Origin of the sequence: Kribbella sp. NBC_00662 (assembly GCF_041430295.1) — a bacterium.
In the GTDB taxonomy this organism is placed as follows: Bacteria; Actinomycetota; Actinomycetes; order Propionibacteriales; family Kribbellaceae; genus Kribbella.
Window position 1 is genome coordinate 7297716 of the sequence record NZ_CP109029.1, and the last position, 21014, is coordinate 7318729.

Here is a 21014-nt window from a genome sequence, read left to right on the forward strand (position 1 = left end):
AAATATGATCGGGTTACTAGACTTTTAAGGTCTGAGGTATGCCGACACTCGACGCCATCCGCCAAGCCGCCCGGGACCTCGAGGGACGGATCCACCGCACGCCGATGCTGACGTCGTCGGCGCTGAACGAGCGCTTCGGCGCCGACCTGGTGCTCAAGGCCGAGCTGTTCCAGAAGACCGGCAGCTTCAAGGTGCGCGGCCTGCTGACCAAGCTGCTCCGGCTCGGCGCCGAGGAACGGCAGCGCGGCGTGATCACCGTCTCGGCGGGGAACGCGGCCGGCGCGCTCGCCTGGGCCGCCCGGGACGCGGGCGTTCCGGCCACGGTCGTGATGGCGAAGACCGCCGTACAGGCGAAGATCGACGCGGCCCGCGGGTACGGCGCGACAGTCGAACTCGTCGAGGGCGACCTGATGGCGCAGTACGAGCGGATCAAGGACGAGCGGAAGCTGACCGGCGTTCACCCGTTCGACGACGAGGACGTGATCACCGGCCACGGGAGCCTCGGGCTGGAGCTGCTGCAGGACCGGCCCGACCTCGCGACGGTCCTGGTGCCGGTCGGTGGCGGCGGGCTGATCTCGGGCGTCGCGACGGCGCTGAAGCTGGTCAAGCCGGAGATCCGCGTGATCGGGATCGAGCCCGAGCAGGCCGACGTCGTCAGCCGCAGCCTCGATGCCGGCGAACCGCAGAAGCTGCCCACCGCCCGATCGCTCGCCGACGGCCTCGCCGCACCCGTCTGCGGCACCCGCAACTTCCCGCTCATCCAGCAGTACGTCGACCAGGTCGTCCGCGTGACCGAGGAGGCTCTCCTCGAAGCGACCCGCCTGGTCATGTCCCGCACCAAGCTCGCCCTCGAACCGGCAGCTGCAGCACCCTTCGCCGCATTGCTCCAAGGCAGCATCGAACTCGACGACGTCACCGCCACGGTGGTCAGTGGCGGCAACCTCGACGTGTCGAAGCTGATGCTCTAGGCGGAGGCCGAAGCCGACGCGGTCGCCAACCGCGTCTGCGCCCGCGACCGTACGCCGTCACTCGGATCGTCGACCAGGTCACCACGGCGTACCGGATCCTTCTCCGGCAGGAGGATGTCGCGGGCGACGACCAGCATCAGCCACAGCGTGCCGGCCATCCGCAGGATCACGGACAACCAGTAGATCCGGTCCGGCACCTGCGGATCCCCCGGTGCCAGGAACTGGGCGAGATGCATCCACACCAGCATCCAGTAGAAGCACTCGCAGGCCTGCCAGATCAGCCAGTCACGCAGACGCGGCCGGGCCAGCGCGACCAACGGCAACAGCCACAGCACGTACTGCGGTGAGTAGACCTTGTTGATCAGCAGGAACGCCGCGACGACGAGGAAGGCCAGCTGTGCGAACCGCGGCGGTCGTGGAGCCATCAACCCGAGGATCGCGATCGACAGACACAGCCCGGCGAAGATCACGATGTTCAACTGGTTGACGTCCGCGACCTCGTGGTTGGCGAGCTTGAGGACGTACCAGATCGAGCCGTAGTCGCTCTCGCGCTGGTCGTTGAACTGCCAGAACGACAGCCACTCGTTCTTCGCGAGCAGGTAGATCGGCGCGTTCACCAGACCCCAGGCGACAGCGGCCGCGATCACCGCCTGGAACCACGGCCACAGCTTCCGGCCGCGGATGCAGACGATCAGCAGCGGCCCGAGCAGCAGGAACGGATAGAACTTCGCCGCCGTCCCGAGCCCGAGCAATATGCCGAACCACACCGGTTTACCGCGCGACCACGCGAGCATCGCGCCCGCTGTCAGCGCGACCGCGAACAGGTCCCAGTTGATCGTCGAGGTCAGTGCGAGCACCGGCGCCGCGGCGACGTACAGGGCGTCCAGCGGCTGCCCGCGCGCCGCGCCGGGACGGGTTTCGATCCCGCGGGCGGTCGCGGCGGTGAAGCCGACGAGCAGCAGCGCGCAGATGAACAGCATCACCAGGTTGACCACGAAGAACACACCGGCCGTGTCACGTTTCTGCTCGGCGGTGATGTCCTTCTTCGGGTCACCGGTGAACAGCCAGGTGATCCGCGCCGCGACCTCCATGAAACCGCCGGTGAGCACCGGGTACTCCAGCACCGGGTAGTTGCCGGTGTCGAGGAACGGCCGGTTGCCCTCCGCGAAACCGCGCTCCTGGTACAGGAAGCCGATGTCGGAGTAGCACAGCGCCTTGAACGGCCGCCAGCTCTGCCGGTCCCAGCCGGCCTCCATACACGGCGCCTTCTGCAGCACGCCGAGCCCGAAGGTGACCGTGCACACAGCGAGCACGATCCGCAGCGGCGTCCACCACGAAGAACCGAGCCGGGCGAACCGCCCGGACGGCCCACCGAGCCCAACAGTCAGGCCGGCGACAGCCGGATCAGTCTCCGACGGCGCCTGCGCGAGCTCGCGTTGTGGTCCGGTCACGGTGGGCATCATCTCCTATCGGCTCACCTTGCGACCAGGAGAGGTTACCCACCCGTCCCCAGTGAGCCGTGCAGGTGTCCCCGCGCGCCGTGGGCGGGGGTGGTTACTCGGTGATGAAGTCGCGGAGCACCTTCGTGCCCTCGTCGCCCGGCGGCAGCCAGATGGTGCCCTCGACGGCGTCCGCGATCACGCGGTCGGTGACGAACACCGTGCCGTTGTACGCGCGCATCCGGCGGCGGACGTCCTGACGGTCGACGCGGCCGTAGACCACCACGGCGTGCTTGATCCGGGCCGCGGTGAGCAGCGGCAGGTCGGCAAGGAAGTCGTCGCTGCCCAGCACGGACTGCCAGTCCTCCATCAACACATGCGTCACGCTGTCGAGGTCCGGCAGGGTCAGCGGCCGCCGGAGGATCTCGGCGCCGTCGATGTCCTGCAACCACGCCTTCGCCGCCTTCGACCCGGTCGGCCCGACGACCAGCCTGGGCACGACGTCCTCCTGGACCGGCGGTGCCCCGACCAGCTCGGCGTACAGGTCCCGGAGGTGACCGGCCTGCGTCTCCCAGGACATCTCCGCCCGGACCCCCGGGTCCGCAGCGCGCTCGCGGTACTGCTGTGGGCTGCGCAGAACGGTCTTCACGGCCGTCGCCAGCGAGTCCGGGTTCTCGGCCTCGAAGACCTCGCCGATACCGGTCTTGCCGACGAACTCCTCGAGCGTCGGCATGTCGCTGGTCACCACCGGCAGGCCGGCGAACGTGTACTCGAAGACCTTGTTCGGCAGGGCCATCTCGTGGCTCGGGTACCGCAGGATCGGGATCAAGCCGACGTCCGCGGTGCGGAGGAAGTGGATCACGTCGTTCGGCGCGACCGGGTCGAGGTAGTGCACGCGGTCCTCGATCTGGAGGGACTTGCCGAGTGCCCGCAGCTCGTCGACCGGTCGCGTCCGCGCGTGCGGCACGCAGACGACGGCCAGGTGCACGCCGGGCAGGAGCGGCAGCGCCTCCATCGCGGTCTCGACCCCACGGGCCCGGGTGACCCCGCCGCTGTAGACCAGCAGCGGTACGTCGGCCGTCAGCCCGATCGTGCTGCGGATGTCGGTGATCCCACTGTCGCGATCGCACAGCTCCGGGCTGTTGATCACCACGGTCGGCTCACGATCCAGCTTGTGCCGCGCGTGCAGGGTACGGGCGATCGCCGGGCTGACCGTGACCACGCGGTCAGCGGTCCGGATGTACTCCGCCTCGTGCCGCGCCCAGGCCGCGATCATCCGCGGCGTGCGGCCGCCGTACTGCGAGAGGCCGGGGACGTACTCGTGGGCGTCGTACACCACCTTGAGGCTGCGGCCGCGCAGGTCGGCCCGGCCCGCGGCGCGCGACGCGACACCGACGACGTGCATGTCGTGGGCGTGCAAAGCATCCGGGCGCAGCTGGTCGATCAGGTCGGCGAAGATCGCCTCGTAGTCGTCGGCCTCGGGGATGGTCGAGCGCCACCTGACCAGCCGGCTCCGCGCGGGCAGCCAGGTGTCCCACCACTGCCAGACGTCCGTCGCGAGCCGAGCCTCGGTCTCGCCGAGCCAGGTGTGGACCGACGCCGCCGCCTGGGACAGCCGCAGCCGTCGGTGCCGCAGCGAACGGCTCGCCGCACCGGCCAGATGAGCGGCAAGGCCGACCTGTCCCGCCCGGCGACTCGCGGTGGCTCGCCCGCGCTCGGCCTTCAGGTCCGCCAGCCGGGCGGCGAGCCGGGCCGGCTCGACGCCCTCGGGCCGGATGTCGAACAGCCGGCGATCGCGGCGGAGCCGGCGGCGGCGGTTGCGCTCGTCCCGCAGGACGAAGTGGCCGGGCACCCGGATCATCACCACACCGGACTCGATGGTGTCGATCGCCAGCCGGCCGGACGCGGACACTCCGAGCAACGTGACCTGGTAGCCGGCCTTGCCCAGGGCGACGGCCTCCTTGAGGACCCTGGTGTCGTTGGTGATGTCGTTCGCGACGATCATCACGATGCGAGGGACGTGCACACACTCTCCTGAGCCTTCGTGAGCGCAGGCGTGGAGGTGCTGGAGCTCACAGTGGTGATTTCACGGTTCAACGACGGGGAGGGCCTGTCGTTAGCTCCGGACCTCAGCAAAGTAACGGTACAGGCCTCCGGATCGCCACTGTCAAGCGTTCAATTTATTCCGATGGCTTATTCCGGTGGCTCCAGTTGGGCCAGCCAGGCTGTGAGGATGCTCTCGAGCTGCGCCTGCTGCGCCGCGGTCAGCGGCTCGAGCAGTCGCTTCTCGTTCGCCATGTGCGCGGCGAAGGCCTTGTCGATCAACCGGCGCCCGGCCGGGGTCAGACGGACGACCCGACCGCGCCCGTCGTCGTCACTGCGCCGGCGCCGGACCAGACCGGCCGCCTCGAGCCGGTCGACCCGCTTGGTCACCGCGCCGGTCGTCACCATCGTGTGCAGCGCGATCTCCCCCGGCGCACGCTCGTACGGCGAACCCGCGCGCCGGAGCGCCGCGAGTACGTCGAACTCCCCCTCGGACAGCCCGTACTTCGCGTACAGCAGCGTCAACTCACCGGTCAGCTGATTCGCGATCCGGTGCAGCCGGCCGATCACGCCCTGTGGGCTGGTGTCGACATCCGGCCGCTCCGCCCGCCACTCTGCCTGGATCCTGGCCACGTGATCGGTCACGCCCTCCACTATATCTTCCTGGGAAGATATAGTGTTTTCCATGGAAGATACCTTCCGCTGGACCTTGGTCACCGCGATCGCACCGATCGCCTGGGGCACCAACTACTTCGTCACACACGAGTACCTGCCGGCCGGACACCCCTTGTACGGCGCGGTGTTCCGCGCATTGCCCGCCGGACTCCTCCTGCTCTGTGTAACCCGACGTCTCCCCCGCGGCGTCTGGTGGTGGCGATCGCTCCTGCTCGGCGTCTGCAACATGGGCGCGTTCTTCGCGCTGATCTACCTGGCGTCCCAGCTGCTGCCGGTCAGCCTCGCATCGACGATCATGTCCGCGTCCCCGCTCACGATGGCCTTGTTCGCCTGGGCACTGCTCGCCGAACGCCCGACCGTCTCCGTCCTGACCGGCGCCGCAGCCGGCATCGCCGGTGTCTGTCTGCTGCTCGGCACCGGCAGCACCGCGGTGAATCTGCGCGGCGTCGCCGCGTCGGTCGCCGCCCTGACCATGTCGTCCTTCGGCTATGTCCTCGCCAAGAAGTGGGGCCGCGCCGACGGCCCGATCGCGACCACGTCCTGGCAACTGATCGCCGGCGGTCTGGTGCTGATCCCCTTCGCGATCATCGTCGAGGGCGCCCCGCCCCACCTCGACCTGCCGGCGATCGGTGGCTTCGTGTACGTCGGCCTGGTCGCGACCGCCCTCGCGTTCACCGCCTGGTTCGCGGGCCTGCGCCATCTCGGCGCAGCGACCGTCGGTCTGATCGGGCTGCTCAACCCGGTGACCGGCGTACTCCTCGGGGTTCTGGTCTCCGGGGACGTGCTCACGCTTCGGCAGGTGCTCGGCCTGGCTCTCGTGCTCTTCGGCATCACCCTGAGCCGTCCACGTCGCGGATCGCGAGTTGAGACCGGAAGGGCGGAGCCTTCTAAGGTTTATCGATGAACCTCGTGTGGCGGACGCCTGAGCTGACTCTGACCTTCGCGCTCGACGACGGCCCGGTGCGCGTCACGACCAGACACGAGCCCGGTAGCGAGCCCGGATCCCAACCGCTGGTCGAGGTCTCCGCGCTCGGCTACGGCCGCTCCCCGGGCACGAACCGCCATGTCGACACGATCCTCGGCCGGCGCCTGCGCTACGTCACCCACGAGGACGCCGGCTCCACGCTGCGGATCGTCCAGGAGGATGCGGCGACCGGTCTTCGCGTGACCAGTGTCTTCGAGGCGGGAGCCGGCGTACGGGCGTGGTCCGAGGCGTCCCTGACCCGGCCCGGCGAACTCGTGCTCGACTTCCTTTCGGCCCTCGTCATCGGCCTGGATTCCGTCGACGCCGACCTGTACTCCGCCGCCAACGACTGGATGGCGGAGAACCGCTGGTCGGTGCAGTCGCTGCGTGCGGGCGGCGTACCGCAGATCGTCCGCGATCCGCATTACCCGGTGTCGAAGAGCCGGCACGCCGTCACCAGCACCGGCTCGTGGTCGACCGGTGAGCGACTACCGATCGGGGTTCTCGTCGGTACGTCGTACGCCCTCGGTTGGCAGATCGAACACAACGGTGGGTGGCACTACGAGCTCGGCGAGAACCGGCATGGCGGTTATATCCTGCTCAGCGGGCCGACGTCCCAGGAACATCAGTGGACGGTGCGGCTGACTCCGGACCAGCCCTTTGCGACGGTGCCGGTCTCGCTTGTCACAGGCACCGACAGGGACAGTGTCTTCGCAGCGCTCACCCGCCGGCGCCGTGCGGTGCGGAAGCGCCGGCCGGTCGACGAGCGGATGCCGGTGATCTTCAACGACTACATGAACACGTTGATGGGCGACCCCACGACCGAGAAGCTGCTCCCGCTCATCGACGCCGCGGCCGAGGTCGGCGCGGACTACTTCTGCATCGACGCCGGCTGGTACGCCGAGGGCGACTGGTGGAGCACCGTCGGCGCCTGGCAACCGTCGACCACGCGCTTTCCCGGCGGTCTCGGCGAGGTGATCGATCGCATCCATCAACGCGGCATGGTGCCTGGCCTCTGGCTCGAACCCGAGGTCATCGGCGTCGACGCACCGATCGCCCTCGAACTACCCGACGACGCCTTCCTCACCCGCCAGGGCATCCGGGTCGCCGAGCACGGCCGCTACCTGCTCGACCTGCGCAACCCGTTGGCACGTCAGCACCTCGACGACACCGTCGACCGTCTCGTCGCCGACTTCGGCATCGGCTTCTTCAAGTTCGACAACAACACGATGACCGGGCCGGGCACCGACAAGGGCGGTACGTCGCTGGGACACGGACTGCTCGAGCACCAGCGGGCATTGCTCGACTGGCTCGATGCACTGCAGGCACGACACCCCGAACTGCTGATCGAGAACTGCGCGTCCGGGGCGATGCGGATGGACTACGCGATGCTGTCCCGGCTGCATCTGCAGTCCACCTCGGACCAGCAGCACCCGTTGCTCTACGCAACGATCAGCGCCGCGGCGCCGGCCGCCGTACTGCCCGAGCAGGCCGGGCACTGGGCGTATCCGATCAGCGGGACCACGCGCGAGGAGTTCACGCTCGCGCTGGTGAACGGCGTACTCGGCCGGCTCTATCTGTCCGGCCACCTCAACCGGATGACCGGCTCCGAAGTCGAGCTGGTCCGGTCGGCGGTGGCCGCCCATCGCGGCGTACTGCGGGAACTCGACTCGCTGGTGCCGTTCTGGCCGCTCGGCCTGCCGGAGTGGGACGACGAGTGGGTGGCGCTCGGTCTGACCGGTCCGGACTCGACCTACCTGGCCTTCTGGCATCGGACGGCGGCGCCCGCCGAGGTGACTGTCTCGGTGCCGACCGGAGGCATCCGGCCCGTCTTCCCGACCGGGGCCGACGGCTGGTCCTACTGCTGGGAGGGCGACAAGCTCACCGTCAGGACCGACGTCGCCGAGCCGTCTGCCCGGGTCATCGAGGTGTCGAAGCGCTTCGATCCAGGTTCGATCTAGGGTAGAACTAGGGCATGGTCACGATCGCGGACGTTGCCCGGCATGCCGGCGTTGCGACCAGCACGGTGTCGTACGTGCTCAGCGGGAAGCGGACGATCTCGACCGACACCCGCGAGCGCGTGCAGCGCAGCGTCCAGGCGCTCGGCTACCGGCCGAACGCGAGCGCCCGCGCGCTGGCCAGCCAGCGGTCCAACGTGCTCGCGCTGGTGATCCCGCTGCGCACCGGCATGCACGTCCCGGTGATGATGCAGTTCGCCACCGCGGTCGTGACGACGGCCCGCCGGTTCGATCACGACGTACTGCTGCTGACCGCTGACGAAGGGCCGGACGGTCTGGAGCGGGTCGCGCAGAGCTCACTGGTGGACGCGCTGGTCGTGATGGACGTCGAGCTGCACGACGAGCGGGTCCCGGTGCTGCGTGAGCTGCCGATGCCGTCGGTGCTGATCGGCTATCCGGACGAGGCGGACGGGCTGACCTGCATCGACCTCGATTTCGTTGCCGCAGGCGCCCAATGCGTCGACGAGCTCGCCGACCTGGGTCATCGGTCGCTCGCGCTTCTCGGTACGCCGTCGGCCGTCTACGAGCGTCAGACGGGCTTCGCCCAGCGGACGTTGACCGGCTTCGCGGAGGCGGCCGAACGTCGCGGCGTGCTGGGTGTCGAGACGCCCTGCGAGCACACGTTCGACGCGATCCTGCACACGGTCGAGCAGCTGCTCGACGAGCATCCGGACATCACCGGCCTGGTCGTACAGAACGAGCCGATCATCGGCCCGCTTCTCGACGTACTGCGCCGGCTCGGTCGCCGCGTGCCCGAGGACATGTCGGTGGTGGCGATCTGCGCCGACGACGTCGCCGAGCGCCAGGTGCCGCAGCTGTCGTCGGTGACCATCCCGGCCGAGCAGATCGGCGCTCAGGCGGTCGAGTCGCTGATCACCAAGCTCGAAGGCGGCGAGGTGCCTGACCTGACCCTCCTGCCGCCGACGCTCACTGCCCGCGGGAGCACCGCACCACTGCATAACCGCCCGGCGGCACCGGCAGCCGACCGATAACCAGCTCGCCCTCCTCCGGTACGGCGACCTCGGCATCACCGTGGTTGAACAGGAACGTCCACGTGGTGTCGCCGGACCGCCGTCGTACGGTCTCCAGCGGTGATGGCTGCAGACCGAACAGCCGTGCCGCGGTCGCATCGTCCAGCTCGGTCGACACATAGAACGCCGTACCCGCTCCGACCTGGTGGCGGGTGATCGCGGGCTTGCCGTCGAGCACTCCCCCGGCGTACCGATCGACGACCTCCGCCGACACCGCGTGCACGTCCTCGCTCCACAGCCGCCCACTGCCACCGGACTCCAGGGCGACCTCGCCGTCGTCGGGCAGCGGATGGAACTCCTCGACCCGCACACCCAGCAGCTCCGCGAACGCGCCCGGGTACCGAACCCTCAGGTCAGGATCGACGATCCCGCTGAAGTACCCGACCACCAACTGCCCGCCGTTCTCCACATAGGCGGCAAGGTTCTCGACCGCCTCGTCAGAGCTGAGGTAGAGCGATGGCACAACTACTTGGCGATAGGACGACAGATCGGCATCCGGAGCGACGAAGTCGACCGTGCAGCCCGCGCGCCAGAAGTGCCGATGCGCCGACCGGACCGCCTTCAGGTAGTCCAGCGACGACGACGGAAGGTGGGTGCCTTGCACGGCCCACCAGCACTCGGCGTCCCACAGGATCGCGACCTCGGCCTCAACATTGCTCTCGAGAACCTCCGCCAACTTCGGCAGCTCCGATCCGAGCGCCGCGATCTCGCGAAACATCCGGCTGTCGGGTCCCGCGTGCGGCACCATCGCCGGGTGGAACATCTCCGCTCCGCCGCGCGACGCCCGCCACTGGAAGTACAAGGCGCCCTGCGAGCCGCGGGCGACATGGGACAGGCTGTGCCGCGCCATCCGCCCCGGCTCCTTCGTGTGCAGCCGGCCGCCGGTATTGATCGCCCCCGCCGCCTGCTCCATCAACAGCCAGGATCTTCCACCGGCCCATCCACGCGCCAGATCCGCGCCGAACGCCGTCTGCTCCTCGGCACCGATGCCGGCCTGATCCGGATAGTGGTCAATGGCAACGACATCGACGTCCGCGGCCCAGCGCGCATGGTTCACCGGGACCCAGCCGCCGAACACGAAGTTCGTTGTGATCGGCAACGCCGACAACTTCCGCAGCTCGGCCTTCTGCTCTCGGTACGCCGCCAGCAGTTCGTCCGACCAGAACCGCCGGAAGTCCAGGTAGTGCGTGGGATTGACCAGGTACTGCGTCTTCCGCGGCGGCTCGATGTCCGTCCAGTCGGCGTACCCCTGACTCCAGAACGCGGTCGTCCACGCTTCGTTCAGCCGCTCCAGTGAGCCGTACCGCTCCTGCAGCCACTCGCGGAATCGTGCCGCGGCCGGGGAGCAGTAACACGTCGTCCCGTATTCGTTGTGGACGTGCCACATCGCCAGCGCCGGGTGATCGTGATACCGCTCGGCCAGCGCTCGCGCGATCCCCCGCGCGGCCTCCCGGTACGCCGGCGCGCACGCGCAGTACGTGTCCCGGCTGCCGTGCGTGAGCCGTACGCCGTCCGCGGTGACCGGCAACGCCTCGGGATGGAGCCGACTGAACCACGGCGGCGGTGAGGCCGTCGGAGTGGCCAGATCGACCCGGACGCCGCCCGCGTGCAGCAGATCCAGCACCTGATCGAGCCAGCCGAATGCATACTCTCCCGGCGCGGGCTCCAGCGACGACCACGAGAACACCCCAACGGTCACCAGATTGACCCCGGCCCGCCGCATCAGGTCGATGTCCTCTTTCCAGACGTCCGGGTCCCACTGCTCGGGGTTGTAGTCACCGCCGTACCAAAGAGTCACAGGTTCAGCCTTTCACGGCGCCGACGATGACGCCCTTGGTGAAGTGCCGCTGGATGAACGGGTAGACGAGCAGGACGGGAACGATCGCGATCACCACGATCGCCATCTTGATCGCCAGACCAGGGGCCGGCGAGAGGCCGAGTCCGACGCCGGTCGCCACCCCGCCGGCTCCGGTCGGGAGCGGCTGCTGCTGGACGATGTAGGTCCGCAGCACCATCTGCAACGGCCACTTGTTGTTGTCGTTGATGTAGAGCAGCGCGTTGAAGAACGCGTTCCAGTAGCCGACCGCGTAGAACAGCCCCACCACCGCGACCACGGCCTTCGACAACGGCAGCACGATCCGGCGCAGGATGGCGAACTCTCCTGCCCCGTCGATCCGCGCGCTGTCGATCAGTTCGGCCGGGATGCCCATGAAGAACGAGCGCATCACGATCAGGTTGAACGCCGACACCGCAGCCGGCAGGATCAACGACGCGTAGTGGTCGATCAACCCGAGCGAGTTGACCAGCAGATAGCTCGGGATGATGCCCGGACCGAACAGGAACGTCAGCAGGACGACGAACAGCAGCGGCCGGTGGAACAACGATCCCGGCCGCGACAGCCCGTACGCCGCCAGCACGGTGACACCGAGGCTGAACGCCGTACCGATCGCCGTGATCAGCACACTGATCAGCAGAGCGCGAGTGACCACGCCTCCAGAGAGCAGTTGCACGTAGGCCGCCACCGTCAGCTCGCGCGGTACGACGACCAGGCCGCCGGCCCGGGTCACGGCCTTCGTGCTGGACAGGCTCGTCACGACCACGACGTACAGCGGGAACGCCACCGCGAGCGAGATCAGCGTCAGCACGACCGGCTTGCCCAGCCGGCCGGCGACCGTGGGTTCCTCTTCCCAGACAGCCCGTGTGCTCATGATCGCGAATACACCCCCTGTTCGCCCACCAGGTGCGCGAATCGGTTGGCCAGCAGGACGAGGACCAGGCCGACGACTCCCTTGAACAGGCCGGCAGCCGCGCCGTACCCGAAGTCACCGACCAGAAGGCCCTGGTAGTACACGTAGGTGTCGAGGACCTCCGCGGCGCTGCCGCCGACGGCGCTTCGTTGCAGGATGAACTGCTCGAAGCCGACCGTCAGCGCGTCGCCGAGTCGCAGGATCAGCAGCAGGACGATCACCGGACGCAGGCCGGGCAGCGTGATGTGCCAGAGCCGGCGCCAGCGGTTCGCGCCGTCGGCCGCGGCGGCTTCGTAGAGGGCGGGGTTGATCGTCGACAGGGCGGCGAGGAACACGATCATGCCCCAGCCGGCGTCCTTCCAGACCGACTGTGCGGTGACCAGCAGGATGAACGTGTCCGGCTTCGTCATCAGGTCGATTGCCTGGTGACCGTGGTCGCGCAGGGACTGGGCGAGCAGGCCGGCGCCGCCGATCATCTGCTGGAACAGGGACACGACCAGCACCCAGGAGAAGAAGTGCGGCAGGTAGACGATGCCCTGGACGAGGTTGCGCAGTTTGCTGGACAACAGGCTGTTCAGCAGCAATGCCAGCGCGATCGGGATCGGGAAGAAGAACACCAGCTGGACCGCGGTGATCGACAGGGTGTTCGCGACCGCTGTCCAGAACGCGGGCTCGGAGAACATCCGGCTGAAGTTCGCGAACCCGATGAAGTCGCTGCCCCGGATCCCGGCGTACGGGGAGTAGTCCTGGAAGGCGATCACGTTGCCCAGCGTCGGGAAGTAGTGGAAGACACCGAGCAGCACGATCACCGGCGCCACCATCACCAGCAACGGCCAGTCCCGCCGGAACCGATGCCGGAATCCCATGCCGGTGCGCTTGTCCACCCTCTCCGGAGCGGCCTGCCTGGTCGCCCGCTCCGGGGGCTTAACGACCGTTGTCACTGAGAACCTTGGCGTAGAAGTCGCGGCCCTCGTTGCCGCCGTTGTCCTGCCACTGCTTGACGGCCGTCTTCAGCTCGCTGACCGGCTTGCGGCCGCGGAAGATGTCCTGCAGTGCGTCGTCGAACGGCTGGTTCAGCGCGGCCATCCTGGCCGGCTGCTCGACCCGGATCCCCTCGAACAGGTTCTTCTCCCGGACCTTCGCCGCGGCGTTCTGCCAGGCGCTCATCGACTGGACATATCCCGGATACTCGCTCTCGGTGATCGCCGTCGGCCGGCCGCCCAGGAAGATATAGGTCTGCGAGACCTCCTTCTGCCCCAGCGCGGTGAGCTTCGGAGCACCGGACGGCTGCTTGACGTAGTGCTTGCCCTCGACCCCGTAGTTGTAGAGCACGTACTCCTCCGTTCCGAACGGCGCGGACGTGTAGTTCAGAACGCCGAGCAGCTCCTTCACGCGCTCCTCGCCGACGCCCTTCTTCACGAACGTGAAGATGCCGGCCGGGTCGCCGCCCCAGGTGATCGGCGTACCGCCGTCGTGGGCGAACGGCATCACCGGCTGCGGGTCGAACGCCGGGTTGACCGTCTGCTGGCGCTGCAACGACTCGTGCCAGCCGCCCAGGCCGTTCTGCCGGATCACGAACTTGCCACCCTCGAACAGCGCGTTCTCGTCCGCGCCGGCGTTCGCGACCACCTCCGGATGTACGTACCCCGACTGGAACAGCCTGCGGACGAACGCCACCGACTCCTCGAACTCGGGCGTCTCGATCTTGTTGACCAGCTTGCCGCTGGAGTCCTTGCGCCAGCCGCCCGGCGCGCCGAAGGCCCGGGCCACCTCGTCGGCGACCGAGCCGAACGCCCACCGGCCGGCTTTCGCGTCGGTCAGTTGCTTGCCCAGGGCCAACAGTTCGTCGGAGTTCTTCGGCGGCTCCGCACCGAGCTGGTCGAAGATGTCCTTGCGGTACATCATCATCCAGGGGAACCCGTCCGACGGGAACGGCACCGCCTTCAGCTGGTTGTTCCAGACGCCGTACGCCCAGGCCCGGGTCGGCAGGTTGGCCAGCATCGGGTACGCCGACACCTTGTCGCCGGCCAGGTACGGGGTGAGGTCCTCGAACAGCTTGTCCGCGGCCTGGCCGAACCGGGTCAGGCTGGAGATGTTCCAGCCCGGGATGCAGAGCAGCTCCGGTACGTTGCCGGCGGCAAGGATCGGGCCGAGCTTGTCGCCGTAGTCGTTACCGTTCAGGATGTTGAACCGGACCGGCGCCCCGATCCGCTCGTTGTTCGCGTCGTAGTACGAGTTGTTGCCGAGTCCGGGCGGCAGCGGGCTCCACAGCGGCGTCATCGCCGAGACTTCCTTGCCGCTGGTCACCGGTTTGTCCGGCACGGCCCGCTTCAGTTCGCTCGGGTAGTGGCTGTAGCCCGGCGAAGCGCCGTTCTCGCCGGGGAGGTCGGGCTTGACCGCGTCGTACGGGAGGTACTTCGGCAGCAGCCCGGCCAGCTTGTCCTCGCTCGCGGCGCGGCCCGCCGTGCTCGACCCGGAGCTGCCGTTCGAGCAGCCGGTCAGCGAGACCCCACCGGCGGCAGCGGCCGCGCCCGCGCCGAGCAGGGAGATGAACGTCCGGCGGCTGGCTGCGCCGCGCACTGGTCCGGTCATAGTTGATCCCTTAGAATTAGTTGGGCTGGTAGCCAAACAAATTAGCTCAGAGCCGACAACGCGACAAGGTGTAGAACTGACCCAGGACTCGATCGAGGGACGGACCTTGACCACACAGACCGCGGACCACACCCACATCCGCGCGACCAACCTGGCCGCGGTGCTGGGCTACCTGCGCCGCGAGGCACCCTGCTCGCGGGCCGCGATCGCCACCGGGACCGGCCTGAACAAAGCGACCGTGACCAGCATCGTCGGCGACCTGCTCGACCGGCGCCTGGTCCGGGAGACCCAGCAGACCCAGAACCATGTCGGCCGCCCGGCGACGCTACTCGTGCTCGACGGGTCGGCGTACGCGACGATCGGGCTCGAGGTGAGCGCCCGCGGACTGACGGCGCTCGGCTGCGACACAGCCGGCGAGCAGGTACTGCGCTGGCACCGCGCCGGGCCCGGCGTCGATGCGGGACCGGCGAAGACGATCGCGGCCCTCGTCACGTTGGCGCGCCGGGCGGTCACGGCGGTGCAGTCGTCCGGCCGGCGGGTGCTCGGGATCACCGTGGCCGTGCCGGGGCTGGTGAATCGCGACGGCACCGTCGTACTCGCCGCGGGTCTGGGCTGGCGGGATGTGCCGATGCGGTCCGAGCTCGTGGCGGCGCTCGGGCGACCTGACATCCCGATCGCGGTCGACAACGACGCATCGCTGGGCGCGCTGGCCGAACATCTCTACGGCCCGCAGGCGGGGACGCCGAACCTGATCCGCCTCACCGGTGACACCGGCGTCGGGGCGGGCATCATCTCCGACGGCAGGCCGCTGGAAGGCCATCTGGGGTACGTCGGGGAGATCGGCCACCTGCGCCTGGTCCCGGACGGGCCGCACTGCGGTTGTGGGCGACGGGGCTGCCTCGAGGCTCTCGCGAGCCTGCCGGCGATCCTGGCCCGGACCGACGGCCGGACCGACAGCGATCCGCAACTGCAGCTCGAGGAGCTGGTCCGGCGCGCCGACGCCCAGGAGACGGCGGTGACGCAGGTGCTCGCCGACGCCGGCACCTACCTGGGCCAGGGGATCGCCGCGCTGGTCAACATCCTCAACCCCGAGGTCGTCCTCCTCGGCGGCGCCTACGCGCTGCTCGCCGACCATCTCTCCCCCGCTATCGACAAGGCCCTCCGCGAAGCCACCATCGCTCCCGACGCCGGCGGATGCACGGTCGTCGCGTCCGCACTCCCCGACACCGCCACTCCCCTGGGGGCCGCGGCACAAGCCCTCACTCCGCTCACCCAAGGCCACCTTCCCGCCCGTTGACGCTCGGTCGACCTGGAGCGGAAAGCGCCTCCCGGAGCGCCTGCCGAGGTCTTGACCGTGGGCGCTCGGGATGCAACCCTCTGTTCACGCCCGATCTGTCGAAGCGCTTCGATCAATCGTCGCGATGGTTCTTCGAAGCGCTTCGACACCCAGCCCGTGGAGTCGATCGCCGATGAGTACTCCAGCCCAGTTCCACCCGTTCCGCGACCCGGCCCGGCCGGCCGGCGAGCGGATCGACGACCTTCTCGCCCGGCTCACCCCGGACGAGAAGATCGCGCTGCTGCACCAGTACCAGCCGCCCGTCCCGCGGCTCGGCCTGGACACGTTCCGCACCGGCACCGAGGCGCTGCACGGCGTCGCCTGGCTCGGTCCGGCGACCGTCTTCCCGCAGGCGATCGGCCTGGCGACCAGCTGGAGTCCGGACCTCGTTCGGGCCGTCGGCAGCGCGGTCGGCGACGAGGTGCGGGTGTTCCACCACAAGGACCCGGCCGGCGTCGGCCTCAACGTCTGGGCCCCGGTCGTCAACCCGCTCCGCGACCCCCGCTGGGGCCGGAACGAGGAGGGGTACGCCGAGGATCCCTGGCTGACCGGCGTCATCGCCACCGCATACGGGCACGGTCTGGCCGGCGACGATCCGGCGTACCTGAAGACCGCGCCGACCCTCAAGCACTTCCTTGCCTACAACAACGAGACCGACCGCTGCACGACCTCGAGCAACCTGCCGCCGCGGGTCCTGCACGAGTACGAGCTGCCCGCGTTCCGCGCCCCGATCGAATCCGGTGCAGCGGTCGCGGTGATGCCGTCGTACAACCTGGTGAACGGACGGCCCGCCCACCTCAGTCCGCTGATCAACGACGTACTCCGCACCTGGACCACCGACGACGTGCTGGTGGTCAGCGACGCGTACGCGCCCGGCAACCTGTTCGGACTGCAGCAGTACCTGCCCGACGGGCCGACGGCGTACGCCGCCGCGGTCAAGGCAGGCGTGGACAGCTTCACCCAGGACGACACCAACTCGACGCCGACGATCGACCGGCTCAACGAGGCTCTCGATCGCGGCCTGATCACGCGGGCGGACATCGACACCGCCGTGCGCCGGGTGCTGGCGATCAGGCTCCGGCTCGGCGAGTTCGATCCGCCGGAGCACGATCCGTACCGCGGTCTCGGGCCGGACCTGGTCAACTGCCCCGCGCATCGCGAGCTCGCCCAGGACGCCGCGCGGCAGGCGATCGTGCTGCTCAAACACGAGTGCCAGGTGCTGCCGCTGCCCTCGCCCAACCGGATCGCGGTGATCGGTCCGCTGGCCGGCGCCGTGCGAGAAGACTGGTACGCCGGCACCCTCCCGTACCAGATCACCGCGCTGGACGGCATCGCCGAGCGAGTCGGCCGCGAGCGCGTCGAGTACTGCGAGGGCGTCGACCGGATCACGCTCCAGGTCGCAGGTTCGTCGTCGCACCTCGCCGTCGGTCCGGACGCCGTACTGCGGGCCGACCGTGAGCCGGGCACGTTCGACGTGTTCGACTGGGGTGGAGACGCGTTCGCGTTGCGGTCGGTGCGGAACGGGCAGCATCTCAGTGTCAGCGACGACGGTGAGCTCGTCGCGGACCAGCCCGGCCCGAACGGCTGGGAGGTCAAGCAGACCTTCAGATTCGTGCACCTGGCCGGCACCGTGCTGATCCAGCATCTGCACAGCGGCCGCTATCTGTATGTCGACGCGCAAGGTTCGGTGAGCCTCGCCGACGAGGGAACCGCTTTCGAGCTCGAGGTCGTGGTCGACGGCGCCGTGCAGGCAGCGGCCGTCGCAGCCCGCGCGGAGGTGGCAATTGTTGTCGCTGGCAACCACCCGTTGGTGAACGGGCGCGAGACCGAGGACCGCGACAGCCTCGACCTGCCCAGGTCCCAGGACCGGCTGATCCGGGCTGTCCATGCGGCGAACGCCCGTACGGTCCTGGTCCTGAGCAGCAGCTATCCGTTCGGGATCGGCTGGGCGCAGCGGCACCTGCCGGCGATCCTGTGGTCCGCGCACGGCGGGCAGGAGTACGGTCGCGCACTGGCCGACGTACTGTTCGGCGACCATGACCCGGCCGGGCGGCTGACCCAGACGTGGTACGACTCCGACGCGGACCTGCCCGATCTGCTCGACTACGACATCATCACCACGGACGCGACGTACCTGTACTACCGAGGCACGCCGCTGTACTCCTTCGGCCACGGTCTGAGCTACACGACCTTCGAGTACGGCGATCTCCGGCTGAGCACACCGTCGATCGCGGCGGAGGGCGAGGTCCGGGTGACGTTCACCGTCACGAACACCGGCGAGCGGCCGGGGACCGAGATCGCCCAGCTGTACACCCGTCAGCAACGCTCACGGGTGAAGCAACCGCTGCGACAGCTGCGCGGCTTCCGGCGGTTGTCGCTGGAGCCTGGCGAGACCGCCGACGTCGAGCTGTCCGTTGCCGCGAACGACCTCGGGTTCTGGGACGTGACGCGCGACCGCCATTGCGTCGAATCCGCCCGGCACAGCATCATGGTCGGCCGCTCCAGCACCGACCTCCGACTCACCACGACCCTGGACGTCCACGGCGAGCGCATCCCGCCGCGCGCACTCGATCACCTTCCCGCGACGAGCTTCGACGAGTACTGCGGAATCACCCTGTCCGACGAGACCACGGTCTCCCTCGAACCCCAAGCCTGGCTGGCGTTTGAGGACGTCCAGCTGGACTCCGAGACAGCCGTCACGATCACGGCCGCCAACCACGGCACCGAGACCGCGACGCTCGAGCTCCGCCTGGACGACCCGTTGCGCGGCGAGATCCTGACCACCGTGCAGATTCCACCGAGTCACCGCACGACGATCACCGGCGAGCTCACACCGGCGACCGGTGTACACACCGTTTATACAGTCTTCTCCGCGGCGGACGTCGTACTCGAGAGTGTGACGGTGTAGCGCTCGCATGCGCCCTGGACCAGGCGCGAGTCGACCTCGCCGTCGCGCAGGGTCAGCTCGATCACGGCGGCTACTCCCCCGTCGGTGTCGGGCAGCTCGACGACGGTCGTCTGGCCTTCGGCCGGTGCGAACCAGCGCAGCTCGACCCCGTCGGCCCAGTCGTACTCCGGACGATCGTCGACCGCGCCGATCGGGATGACCGCGCCCTCGCGTACGAACAAGGGCAAGCTGTCGAAGGCATGCGTCTGCTGGACCCATCCGGGACCCGACAGCACCTCGCCGGTCAGCAAGGACGTCCAGCGGCCACGTGGCAGGTAGAACGAGACCTCACCGTCGAAGTTCATCACCGGCGCGACCAGCAGATCGGGACCGAGCATGTACTGGCGATCCAGATAGGCGACCGCCGGATCGTCGGGAAACTCCACCACCATCGGCCGCATCATCGGCACGCCGTCCTGATGCGCCTCTCCCGCGGCCGTCATCAGGTACGGCATCAGCGAGAGCTTCAGCTTCGTGAACTTCCGCAGTACGTCGACCGCCTCTTCGTCGAGCGCCCACGGCACCCGGTACGACGACGAGCCGTGCAAGCGTGAATGCGACGAGAGCAGCCCGAACGCCACCCAGCGCTTGAAGATCGCGGGATCAGGCAGGCCTTCGAAGCCGCCGATGTCGTGACTCCAATAACCGAACCCCGACGCAGCCAGCGACAGCCCACCGCGCAACGACTCGGCCATCGCCTCGAACGTCGACTCGCAGTCGCCACCCCAGTGCACCGGGAACTGTTGACCGCCGGCCGTCGCGGACCGCGCGAACAGCACCGCGTCGCCCTCGCCTCGGTTGTCCTCCAGCAGACCGAACACGGCCGCGTTGTACAGCTGGGCGTAGTAGTTGTGCATCCGCTCCGGATCGGAACCGTCGTACCAGACGACATCGGTCGGGATGCGCTCGCCGAAGTCGGTCTTGAAGCAGTCGACACCCATATCGACGAGGGCTTGCAGCTTCGAGCGGAACCACGCGGTCGCGTCCGGATTGGTGAAGTCGACGATCGCCATACCGGCCTGCCACATGTCCCACTGCCAGACCGAGCCGTCCGGCCGCTTGACCAGGTAGCCGAGCCGGCGGCCCTCTTCGAACAGCACCGAGCGCTGCGCGATGTACGGGTTGATCCACAGGCTGACGCGCAGACCGCGATCCTTCAGCCGCCGGACCATGCCGGCCGGATCCGGGAACGCGACCGGGTCCCACAGGAAGTCGCACCAGTGGAACTGCCGCATCCAGAAGCAGTCGAAATGGAACACGCTGAGCGGCAGGTCGCGTGCTGCCATCCCGTCGACGAATCCGCTCGTCGTCTCCTCGGTGTAGTCCGTCGTGAACGACGTCGACAGCCACAGCCCCATCGACCACGCCGGCACACGCGCGGGCCGGCCGGTCAGAGCGGTGTAGCGTCGCAGCACGTCCTTCGGGGTCGGGCCCGCGAAGACGTAGTACCCGAGCTCCTGGCCCTCGACGCTGAACTGGTTGCGCGAGGTGACCTCCGACCCGACCTCGAACGAGACCCGGGCCGGGCTGTCGACGAGTACGCCGTACCCCTTGCTGCTCAGGTAGAACGGGACGTTCTTGTACGCCTGCTCGCTCGACGTACCGCCGTCGGCATTCCAGCTGTCGACGACCTGACCGTTCTTCACGAACGCACCGAACCGCTCGCCCAAGCCGTAGATCGTCTCGCCGACGCCGAGCGCCAGCTGCTCGTGGACGAAATGCTTGCCATCGGCATCGGTAATCAGGCCGACGCTCCGCGCCCCCGAGTTGGTCAGCGGCCTCCCGTCCTGCTCGAAGCGCACGTCCCAGGGCCCGTCGAGCGCGATCACCACGCTCAGCTCACCCGACGTCAACCGGGCCTCGGCGGCACCGACCTCCACCTTCACCGGGTGATCGTCGTCGACGTTCAGCCGGTACGACGGCCGGGCGGGCAGTGCACCGAGATGGTGCGCGATCCGGACCCCGATCACCCCGCGCGACGGCGAGGAGAACGTGACCGTGAACATCGGCTGGTTGAGTGTGTCACCGCGCCGCTCGATCCGCTGGGCCGGCGCGAACACGGTCAGCTCCCGCTCCCCTGCCTGCACGCTCTCGACCTCGGCCGGCCGCAACCGGGTCGATCCCGCCCGGAGCTGCCAGTACCCGTCGCTGAACTTCATCGTGGCCAGCCTCTCCTCAGCGTTGTCGAAGCGCTTCGACAACGCTAGGTGGGCCGCCTTGATCGCGTCAAGTTTGTCCGGCTCTCAGCGGATTC

At 68.7% G+C, this 21014-nt stretch carries 14 protein-coding genes; 6 read left to right on the top strand and 8 right to left on the bottom strand.

Features of this window, described 5'->3' with window-relative positions; translation table 11 throughout:
* The first annotated feature begins 38 nt into the window (after positions 1 to 38).
* Positions 39 to 968 carry a threonine/serine dehydratase gene (locus tag OHA10_RS35940; protein ID WP_371403245.1) on the top strand — a complete coding sequence of 310 codons (930 nt, stop codon included), beginning with the start codon at positions 39 to 41 and terminating at the stop codon, positions 966 to 968.
* Here OHA10_RS35940 and OHA10_RS35945 read toward each other — a convergent pair.
* From OHA10_RS35945 to OHA10_RS35955, 3 genes are all read right to left on the bottom strand, one after another.
* Positions 965 to 2428: a glycosyltransferase family 87 protein gene (locus OHA10_RS35945; RefSeq protein ID WP_371408025.1), complete on the bottom strand. Its 1464-nt coding sequence runs from the start codon at positions 2426 to 2428 to the stop codon at positions 965 to 967. The genes OHA10_RS35940 and OHA10_RS35945 overlap by 4 nt on opposite strands.
* Before the next feature lie 94 nt (positions 2429 to 2522).
* The gene (locus OHA10_RS35950) at positions 2523 to 4433 is read right to left on the bottom strand and encodes a glycosyltransferase family 4 protein (RefSeq protein ID WP_371403246.1); all 1911 of its coding nucleotides are present in this window, start codon (positions 4431 to 4433) and stop codon (positions 2523 to 2525) included.
* Positions 4434 to 4600: 167 nt separating this feature from the next.
* Positions 4601 to 5095 carry a MarR family winged helix-turn-helix transcriptional regulator gene (locus OHA10_RS35955; RefSeq protein WP_371403247.1) on the bottom strand — a complete coding sequence of 165 codons (495 nt, stop codon included), beginning with the start codon at positions 5093 to 5095 and terminating at the stop codon, positions 4601 to 4603.
* Positions 5096 to 5135: 40 nt separating this feature from the next.
* Between OHA10_RS35955 and OHA10_RS35960 the strand changes: the two genes are divergently transcribed.
* From OHA10_RS35960 to OHA10_RS35970, 3 genes are read left to right on the top strand one after another with little or no spacing between them, the layout of a single operon-like run.
* A complete protein-coding gene (locus OHA10_RS35960) occupies positions 5136 to 6029 on the top strand; it encodes an EamA family transporter (protein ID WP_371403248.1) in 894 nt (297 codons plus the stop codon).
* Entirely contained in the window at positions 6026 to 8050 is a 2025-nt protein-coding gene (locus OHA10_RS35965; RefSeq protein ID WP_371403249.1) for a glycoside hydrolase family 36 protein, read from the top strand. The genes OHA10_RS35960 and OHA10_RS35965 overlap by 4 nt, the downstream gene beginning before the upstream one ends.
* Before the next feature lie 14 nt (positions 8051 to 8064).
* Entirely contained in the window at positions 8065 to 9099 is a 1035-nt protein-coding gene (locus tag OHA10_RS35970) for a LacI family DNA-binding transcriptional regulator (protein ID WP_371403250.1), read from the top strand.
* Here OHA10_RS35970 and OHA10_RS35975 read toward each other — a convergent pair.
* From OHA10_RS35975 to OHA10_RS35990, 4 genes are read right to left on the bottom strand one after another with little or no spacing between them, the layout of a single operon-like run.
* Positions 9035 to 10936, bottom strand: a complete 1902-nt coding sequence (locus OHA10_RS35975; RefSeq protein WP_371403251.1) for a beta-galactosidase — start codon at positions 10934 to 10936, stop codon at positions 9035 to 9037. The two genes, OHA10_RS35970 and OHA10_RS35975, sit on opposite strands and share 65 nt — an antisense overlap.
* A gap of 4 nt (positions 10937 to 10940) precedes the next feature.
* Positions 10941 to 11846, bottom strand: coding sequence for a carbohydrate ABC transporter permease (locus OHA10_RS35980; protein ID WP_371403252.1), 906 nt, complete (start codon positions 11844 to 11846; stop codon positions 10941 to 10943).
* The gene (locus OHA10_RS35985) at positions 11843 to 12826 is read right to left on the bottom strand and encodes an ABC transporter permease (RefSeq protein ID WP_371403253.1); all 984 of its coding nucleotides are present in this window, start codon (positions 12824 to 12826) and stop codon (positions 11843 to 11845) included. The genes OHA10_RS35980 and OHA10_RS35985 overlap by 4 nt, the downstream gene beginning before the upstream one ends.
* The gene (locus OHA10_RS35990; protein WP_371403254.1) at positions 12810 to 14477 is read right to left on the bottom strand and encodes an extracellular solute-binding protein; all 1668 of its coding nucleotides are present in this window, start codon (positions 14475 to 14477) and stop codon (positions 12810 to 12812) included. Before OHA10_RS35990 ends, OHA10_RS35985 begins: the two co-directional genes overlap by 17 nt.
* Before the next feature lie 106 nt (positions 14478 to 14583).
* On the opposite strand from OHA10_RS35990, the gene OHA10_RS35995 reads away from it, so the two are divergent.
* The gene (locus tag OHA10_RS35995) at positions 14584 to 15774 is read left to right on the top strand and encodes an ROK family protein (RefSeq protein ID WP_371403255.1); all 1191 of its coding nucleotides are present in this window, start codon (positions 14584 to 14586) and stop codon (positions 15772 to 15774) included.
* A 172-nt stretch (positions 15775 to 15946) separates the two neighbouring features.
* Entirely contained in the window at positions 15947 to 18721 is a 2775-nt protein-coding gene (locus OHA10_RS36000; RefSeq protein WP_371403256.1) for a glycoside hydrolase family 3 C-terminal domain-containing protein, read from the top strand.
* On the opposite strand, the gene yicI is transcribed toward OHA10_RS36000, so the two are convergent.
* The gene (gene yicI / locus OHA10_RS36005; RefSeq protein ID WP_371403257.1) at positions 18670 to 20919 is read right to left on the bottom strand and encodes an alpha-xylosidase; all 2250 of its coding nucleotides are present in this window, start codon (positions 20917 to 20919) and stop codon (positions 18670 to 18672) included. The two genes, OHA10_RS36000 and yicI, sit on opposite strands and share 52 nt — an antisense overlap.
* Positions 20920 to 21014 lie beyond the last annotated feature (95 nt).